The organism is Kitasatospora sp. NPDC058218 (genome assembly GCF_042882445.1).
Taxonomy (GTDB): domain Bacteria; phylum Actinomycetota; class Actinomycetes; order Streptomycetales; family Streptomycetaceae; genus Kitasatospora.
Genome location: NZ_JBHVWC010000107.1, coordinates 1 through 7794 on the forward strand (window position 1 = coordinate 1; position 7794 = coordinate 7794).

Sequence of the window (7794 nt, forward strand, 5' to 3'; positions counted from 1 at the left end):
GGTGGAAGCACCCGGCGGGCCGCCGCCGTTGCCGCGCGCTAGCCGACGAGCAACTGGCTGCGCAGGTCGCGCAGGTCCTGCCGGTCCAGGCCGAGGCCGGACTTCAGGTAGCCGTCGAAGGAGCCGTACTTCTTCTGCACCTCGTCGAAGCCGGCGGCGAGGTACTCCGCCCGGACCTCCAGCAGCGGCTTGTAGACGGCCTGGTAGGCCGGCGGCAGCTGGGCCAGGGCGGCGGCGTTCTCGGCGGCCCGGTAGGTGTTGCTGGCCAGGTAGTCGGCCTCGACGCTCTCGCGCGGCACGCCGAGGGCGGTGAGCAGCGCGGCGGAGGCCCAGCCGGTGCGGTCCTTGCCGGCGGTGCAGTGGAAGAGGACGTTCTCGTCGTCGCGCTCCACCAGCGATTCGAACACCGAGTGGTACGCCGCGCGGGCGCTGTCGGCGGAGACCATGGTGCGCTCGGCGTCGGTCATCGCCTGGACGGCGGCCTGCGGGGTGGTGACGTTGAAGGCGCCGGTGTCGGCGACGCCGAGCACGTTGGCGTTCACGGCGGTGGCGCCGGCCGGGAGGCGGTCCGGGGCGGTCTTCTGCTCGGTCGGCGTGCGCAGGTCGAAGACGGTCCGGATGCCGAGGCGGCGCAGCTTGGCGAGGTCCGGGTCGGTGAGCTTGGAGAGGTCGCCGGAGCGGTAGACGACGCCCATCCGGACCCACTGGCCGTCGGCGGTGCGGTAGCCGCCCGCGTCGCGGAAGTTGGGGGCGGAGGCGAGGTGCAGCGAGCGGTCGGCGACGACCAGCGGCTCGCCGCGGTCCGGGACCAGCTCGAAGTACCAGCGGTCGGCGGGGCCGAGGCCGGTGACCGTCACGGTGGCGCTGCCGGCGCCCTTGGCGACCGCCTTGCGGTGGCGGATGTCGTCCGGGTCCGTGCCGGCGTAGACGGTGACGCCCCGGGCGCCGGGGGCGGTCCAGGTCAGCGTGAACCCGCCGTCGGCCTGCTGGGTGACGGCGGCGGCGGTGAAGGGGATGGCGTGCGCGGAGTGTCGGGCGGCGGCCGGGGCGGGGGAGCCGGCCGGGGCGGCGACGGCGAGCGCCGGGGTGCCGAGGGCCAGCGCGCCGGTGAGCGCGAGTGCGGTGGCCAGGCGGGTGCGGGAGGTGGTCATGGCCCGGCACGGTAGGCAGTCCGGGGTGGTCGGCCGTGGCCTGCGCATGGCGCGGTGGCAACGTTTTGTTGAAGTGCTGGTGTTCGAGGGAATCGCTCGACTTGTTCGGCCATTCGAATACAGTGCGAGGGCGCGCGACCGGCCGTGCGTCGCGCGCACCGATTCCCGGACGAAAGGCACCCCGTCGTGATGCCACTGTGGTCACGAGCCCAGCAGCAGGACTTCCGCAGCCGGGTGCGGGGCTGTCTGCTCGGCGGTGCGATCGGCGACGCGCTCGGTGCGGGCATCGAGTTCGAGTCACTGGAGAAGATCCGTGCGACGCACGGTCCGCAGGGTGTGACCGGCTACATCCCCGCCTACGGGCGGCTCGGGGCGGTCACCGACGACACCCAGATGGTGCTCTTCACGGTCGACGGGCTGATCCGCGCCCACATCCGGCGGGACACCGGCAGCTGGCACCCGCCCACCGACCTCCACCTCGCCTATCTGCGCTGGGCCGCCACCCAGCGGGACTGGGGCCCGGACGAGCGCCGGGCCGACCTCGGCTGGCTCGGCCGCGAGGAGTGGCTGTACGCCCAGCGCGCCCCCGGCCAGGCCTGCCTGTCCGGCCTCTCCGGCCCGGAGGCGGACCGCCTCGGCACCCTGGAGGTGCCCAAGAACCCGCACTCCAAGGGCTGTGGCACGGTGATGCGGGCGGCTCCGTTCGGGCTGCTCACCACCTGGGAGCCGAGCCTGGTGTTCCAGCTGGCCGTGGAGTGCTCGGTGCTGACGCACGGCCACCCCACCGGCTACCTCTCGGCCGGCGCGCTGGCGGTGATCGTCCAGACGGTGGCCCGCGGCGGCACCCTGGAGGAGGGCGTCCACCTGGCGTTGGCCCTGCTCTCCGAGCGTCCGGCGCACGAGGAGACCACGGCGGCGCTGCGGGCGGCGCTGGACGCGGTGCGGGCCGGGGAGCCGTCGGCCGAGCGGGTCGAGGCGCTGGGGGAGGGCTGGGTCGCGGAGGAGGCGCTGGCGATCGGGGTGTACTGCGCGCTGGTGGCCCACGACGTGCGCTCGGGCCTGCTGCTGGCGGTGAACCACTCGGGGGACAGTGACTCCACCGGCGCGATCTGCGGCAACCTGCTCGGGGTGTTGCACGGGGACAGCGCGTTGCCGCCCGGGCTGGTGGCCGCGCTGGAGGGGCGCGGCGCCCTGCTCGAACTGGCCGACGACTTCGTCCTGGAGCTGATGCACGGGCCGGAGCTGCACGGCCAGGACACCCCGGAGGGTGCCGCCTGGGCGGCCCGCTACCCGGTGCTGCGCTGACGGGTCCGCCCGGTCCGCCCTGCCCGGCGGTCCGTCCGGCCGGCCTTTCGGCTCTCCGCCCGGGTCTCGTTCGGCTCCTGTCCGGTGCCCGGACACGTAGGTGCCCGTAGCGGCGCCCGCGACCCCGGGGGAGGGCTGCGGCCATCGCTACGGGCAGCTGCGCCGAGAACGGTGCGGCGGCTCAGAAGCCGCCGAACACCCCTGCTCCGGCATCGATGGCGAACGCCTTCCAGGCCTCGGCCGAGAAGTTCAGCTGCGGGCCCTGCGGATCCTTGGAGTCCCGTACCGCGACGGCGTCCGCAACCGGCGTGGCGATCTCCACACAGGCGCCGTTGCCACCGCTGTGGGTGCTCTTCCGCCAGGTCGTCCCGTTCTCGAAGGTGGTGCTCATGCGTGGTATCCCTCTTCAATCGTGGCTATCAGTGACCGGCTCTCGGCCACCCCGAGCGCCGCTGCCCGCAGGTGGTCGTAGAGACTGGTATAGCGGCGCACGTCGGCGTCCTTCTCCAGGTAGAGATCGCTCGTCACCCCTTCGAAGTAGACAACCGTCGAATCGGCTGACTCGGGGAACTCCAGCAGGGAGAATGTCCCGGTCATGCCGGGGTGGGCGCCGTGGGCGAAGGGGATCACCTGGATCGTGATGTTCGGGCGCTGGCTCAGCTCCAGCATGTGCTTCAGCTGATCGGCCATCACCGCCCGGTTTCCGACCTCGCGGCGCAGGACCGCCTCGTCTATGACCGTCCAGAGACTGCCCAGCTGGTTCTCGCCGTTGACCCGGTCCTGGCGCTTCATCCGGACCTGCACCCGCCGCTGGACGGAGAGCGCGTCGGTGTCCGGCTGGGTGCCCTCGACCACGGCCTGGGCGTACAGCTCGGTCTGCAGCAACCCGGGGACGAACGAGGACTCGTAGGCGCGGATCGAGGAGGCCTCGGCCTCCAGGCCGATGTAGACGCTGTACGGGGTCGGCATGTCGTTGAAGTCGTGCCACCACCCGCGCTGGCGGGACTCCCGGGCCATCTCCATCAGGCTGGCCCGCATGGACTCGTCGGTCACGTTGTAGACGTCGCAGAGGTCGCGCACGTCGCGCTGGCTGATGCTGCGGCGCCCGTTCTCCAGCCGGCTGATCTTCGACTGGGAGACCATCAGCCGGCCGGCCACCTCCTCCGCCGTCATGGCCAGGCCCTCGCGCAGTTTGCGGAGTTCGGAGCCCAGGCGCCTGCGGCGCACGGTGGGGTTGATGTTCGCGGACACGTCGACCTCCGGCCGGACCTCTGGTGATCGTTGGAACGGCAGTCCTCGGAACACAGTGGAAATTGGGACCAACCCCCCTGACTTTGAGCAGCATGTCACCTTGGATCAGGTCGGCGCCGGGGAATCGCAGGAGCGCAGTAGAACACATCGTCGGAAAAGCGCTTCGGCGAGACAACGGGCGTCCCCGAGTGGTAAGGCGGCGTCGCGGCTCGATCTGGTAGTGCTGTGATGGCGGTGCGGTGGGTCGTACGGGTGCGTCGTGCGCCCGCACATGTGCTGGTGGCACGTGCGCGGGCAGCCGGGACAGGGCTCCGCGGAGGGGCCCCGGCCGGGTCTGCGGGGACGGCGGAGGGGCGGCCGCCCGGCGACTTCCGTCGCGGGCGACCGCCCCTCCGTCCTGCTGGTTGCTCACCGCCGGGTGGCGGCGCGAGCGGCGCGGCGTGCGCCGTCCCGCACGCTGCCCCGGCTCGGCCCGGGCGGTGCCCCGGCCTCGCCCGGGGTACCCGGTGCGGTCGTGCGGCCGTCGGTGGTGCCCGGCCTGTGGCGGGTCGGTGTCAGCGGACCCCGACGCGGGGCGCCGCGATCCGGCCGCCGCTCCCGCTGCGGCCCGCCGCACGCGGGCCGGGTCGGTCCGCGCCGGCCGGAGCGCCGCCACCGCTCTGGGATGAACGGTTCTGCTGCGACGGCAGGCCGTTCTGCACGTCCATCACGGCGTGCGCGACCATCCCGCCCAGCGGGTCGTAGCGGATCAGGTCGCGCAACCGTGACCGCGAGGACCGTCCCTCGTTGCCCGGGTACAGGTGCTTGCCCAGGCCCACCGCATGCGCCAGGGCGGCCAGGGCGGCCGTCCGCGGGTCCGGCGGCACGCCGGTGCGGATCGCGGTGTCCAGCCGCTGCTTGATCGCGGCGTTGGTGCAGTCGTCGGACGCCTGGTAGCGCGTCGTCGGCAGCACGCCGCACATCTGGCCCGGCACGGCCGTGACCATGCCGCACCGCTCCAGGTGCGCCAGATAGGTCTGCCTGAGCCCCAGTCGGGGCCCGCCGATCCAGTGCGCCGCGCGAACCGGGCTGCCGCGTCGGCGCAGCAGTTCGAGTGCGTGGTCCAGGGTCGGGTCGCCTGTCGGCCGTGGTAGCACCACGGCGATCCGATCGCCCTCCGGGACGATCCGTCCGGCCAGGGACAGCTCGACGAGCTGGGCCCCGGCGAGTCCGAGGTCGAGGGTCTGCGGCTGCGCCGTGGTACCCGTGGTCGGGTCCAAAGCGAGCAGCAAGAGTTCCTCGGGAACAGTTCTGCGGCTCTTGCCCATCCAAGCCTCCCCGCGTGGATGAATGACAGCGTGACGCCTCTCACACGGGCTTGTCGAGTACGCCTCCGAATCGTGACCTTGCGGCGGCGGTGGGGAACCGGTGAAGGCAGGCCCGGCGTCTGACCGGTGAACAGACCGCAGTGCGGCCGTGCGGCGGCAATAAGCGCCGGTCGGGCGGGGTGTGGGCGGCCGGAACGGTCGCCGGTGGCGGAGACTGTACAGGTACACGGGGCGGGGTGCCGGCTTCCCGAAATCGGGTCTGCCGGTGCCCCGCCGGGCGTTGAGGAGGCTGGGTTACGTGGGCGAGTCCCCCGACAGGGTGCTGCGGGACGGCGAGCGGAGGCAGGAGCGGGACGAGGAACGGGGCGGTTCCGTCGCCGATGCCGCTGCGACGACGGCGGCCGTGGAACCGGCCGGGCCGCAGGACGCCGCCGTGCCGGACGCCGAGGCCGGTGTCGACGCGCCGGAGGGCCCTGCGGGCGCCTCGGAGGCCGGTGCCGCTTCCGGTCCGGCTACTGCTTCCGCCGAGCCCGCTGCCGCCACGGATGCCGATGCCGCCGGTGCGACGGCAGGGGCCGCCGGCGGCGCCAGGGCGGGATCCACCGTCCAGCTCCGCGTCCGGGATGTGGACACCAGGACCACCATGCTCCGCCTTCCCGTGGACAACGCGACCACCGCGCTGCGACTGCCCGAGGAGCTCCGCTCCCCGGCGGGTACCGGTGCCGGCCAGGGCGGTCCGGCGGTGGAGTCGTCGGTCGACGCCCCCGCCGGGAAGCCCGAGCGCCCGACCGGCCCCGACCCGCGTCTCGCCATGCGGACGGGTGCGACGGTCTCCGGGAAGCCTGCGGCCGAGCCTGCGGCGCCTGCCGGACCCACCAAGCCCGCCGAGCCCGCCGAGCCCGCCGCCGAGCCTGCCGGACCCGCCGAGCCCGCCGAGGAGCCGAAGGGCACCGCGGAGCCCAAGACCCCCGAGCCGTCCAAGACCCCCGAGCCGTCGAAGCCGGCGCAGCCCACGGACGGGGCCGGGCAGGCCGGACCGGCCGAGAAGCTGGAGAAGCCCCGGACCCTGCGGGCACCCGGCTCGGGCACCGTGCCCGAGCCGGTTCCCGAGCCGCACCCGGGGCCCCGGCCCGTCCCCGAGCCGGAGCCGGCACCCGAGCCGGAGCCGGCACCCGAACCGGAGCCGGCTCCGGCCCCGAAGCCGGCCCCGAAGCCCGCCCCCGAGCCGCTCCCCACCCCCGACCCCCGGCCGCTGCCGCCCGCGCCGCCGCTGCCGAGGCCCGAACCGCTGCCCGCCCCCGAACCGCTTCCCGCTCCCGAGCAGGCGCCCGCTCCCGAGACGACGGCCGAGGCGATGGAGGTGCTGGCGGCGCTCAACGCGCGCCCCGTCTCCCCGCTGCGCCGCGCGCTCAAGCGGATCACCATCTGGACGGTCTTCCTGGCCGTCGTCCTCGGCGCGGTGGTGGTCGCCCAGCTGCTCCGTCCGCTGCCGGACGCCCGGGTGAAGCTGACCGCCCCGGGCAGCTTCAGCTTCGGCGGCGACCCGCTCGACCTGGCCTGGCCGGTCAAGGGCCAGTCGGCCGCCGAGGTCGTCGGCGTCGGCAGCCTCGGCAGCTCCGGACCGGAGACACCGGCCTCGATCGCCAGTGTCACCAAGGTCATGAACGCCTACCTGATCCTCCAGTCGCACCCGCTCAAGAAGGGGGAGAGCGGCCCGAAGATCACCGTCGACAAGCAGGCCGCCCAGGAGTCCGGCAACGTCGACGAGTCCAGGGTCACCCTCACCGAGGGCCAGCAGCTCACCCAGTACGAGGCGCTGGAGCTGCTGATGCTGCCGTCGGCCAACAACGTGGCCCGGCTGCTGGCCCGCTGGGACGCCGGCTCGGAGGACGCGTTCGTCAAGAAGATGAACGACACCGCCGCCAGGTTCGGCATGGCCAACACCACCTACACCGACCCGGCCGGCTTCAGCCCGGACACCAAGAGCACCGCCAAGGACCAGCTGAAGCTGGCCGAGCAGGTGATGCAGGACGCGATCTTCCGGCAGATCGTCTCGACCCCGGACACCACCTTCAACAACCAGAAGATCTCCAACACCAACACCCTGATCTCCCCGAAGAACGGCATCATCGGCGTCAAGACCGGCTCCAGCACCCCGGCCGGCGGGTGCCTGATGTGGGCCGCGTACAAGGAGATCGGTGGGGTGAAGCGGCTCATCCTCGGTGTCACCCTGGGCCAGCCGGCGACCACCGCCGAGCCCAGCATCCTCAAGATGGTCCAGAACGTCAGCGCCAAGCAGATCCAGGCCGCCCAGAACGGGCTGACCGGTCAGACCCTCGCGAAGCAGGGCGACGTCGTCGGCCGGATCGACGACGGGCTCGGCGGCACGGTCCCGGTCGTCGCCACCAAGGACCTCACCGCCGCCGGCTTCCCCGGCATCAGCGGGACCCTCACCCTGGACCCGGCGAAGATCGGCCACTCGGCCACGGCCGGCGCCCAGGTCGGCGTGCTGAGCGTGGGCGCGGGCGACAACAAGGTCGAGGTCCCGGTGGCCCTCCAGGCCGATCTGGCTCCGCCGTCCATCCTGTCCCGGCTGACCCGGATGCTCTGACCCGCACGTCCGCCCCGCGCCCAGAACCCTGAGCGACCCCTCGGCGGGGGGGGCCGTTTGCCGGTGGCCCCCCCGGGGGGGGGCGCCCCCCCGCGGGGCGGCCGCGCCCCCACCCCCCCCCGCCGGGCCCGGCCGGGGCGCGGGGGCCCCCCCCGCCCCCCCCCCCCCC

The 7794-nt window shown here is 73.7% G+C and carries 6 protein-coding genes; 2 read left to right on the plus strand and 4 right to left on the minus strand.

The features are described from left to right. Positions 1–38: 38 nt before the first annotated feature. A complete protein-coding gene (locus ACFVYI_RS40510; RefSeq protein ID WP_387894842.1) occupies positions 39–1151 on the minus strand; it encodes a tyrosine-protein phosphatase in 1113 nt (370 codons plus the stop codon). 189 nt (positions 1152–1340) lie between these two features. Here ACFVYI_RS40510 and ACFVYI_RS40515 point away from each other — a divergent pair, with 189 nt between their 5' ends. After that, positions 1341–2456, plus strand: a complete 1116-nt coding sequence (locus ACFVYI_RS40515; protein ID WP_387894844.1) for an ADP-ribosylglycohydrolase family protein — start codon at positions 1341–1343, stop codon at positions 2454–2456. 181 nt (positions 2457–2637) lie between these two features. Here the strand turns inward: ACFVYI_RS40515 and ACFVYI_RS40520 are convergent, their stop codons facing one another. The 3 genes from ACFVYI_RS40520 to ACFVYI_RS40530 all read right to left on the minus strand — a co-directional run bounded on the left by ACFVYI_RS40520 (position 2638) and on the right by ACFVYI_RS40530 (position 5014). Continuing rightward, positions 2638–2847: a DUF397 domain-containing protein gene (locus ACFVYI_RS40520; protein ID WP_360624547.1), complete on the minus strand. Its 210-nt coding sequence runs from the start codon at positions 2845–2847 to the stop codon at positions 2638–2640. Continuing rightward, positions 2844–3707: a helix-turn-helix transcriptional regulator gene (locus ACFVYI_RS40525; protein WP_387894846.1), complete on the minus strand. Its 864-nt coding sequence runs from the start codon at positions 3705–3707 to the stop codon at positions 2844–2846. The genes ACFVYI_RS40520 and ACFVYI_RS40525 overlap by 4 nt, the downstream gene beginning before the upstream one ends. Before the next feature lie 554 nt (positions 3708–4261). After that, the gene (locus tag ACFVYI_RS40530) at positions 4262–5014 is read right to left on the minus strand and encodes a GPP34 family phosphoprotein (RefSeq protein WP_387894848.1); all 753 of its coding nucleotides are present in this window, start codon (positions 5012–5014) and stop codon (positions 4262–4264) included. 298 nt (positions 5015–5312) lie between these two features. Between ACFVYI_RS40530 and ACFVYI_RS40535 the strand changes: the two genes are divergently transcribed. Beyond that, the gene (locus tag ACFVYI_RS40535; RefSeq protein WP_387894850.1) at positions 5313–7625 is read left to right on the plus strand and encodes a D-alanyl-D-alanine carboxypeptidase; all 2313 of its coding nucleotides are present in this window, start codon (positions 5313–5315) and stop codon (positions 7623–7625) included. Positions 7626–7794: the final 169 nt, after the last annotated feature.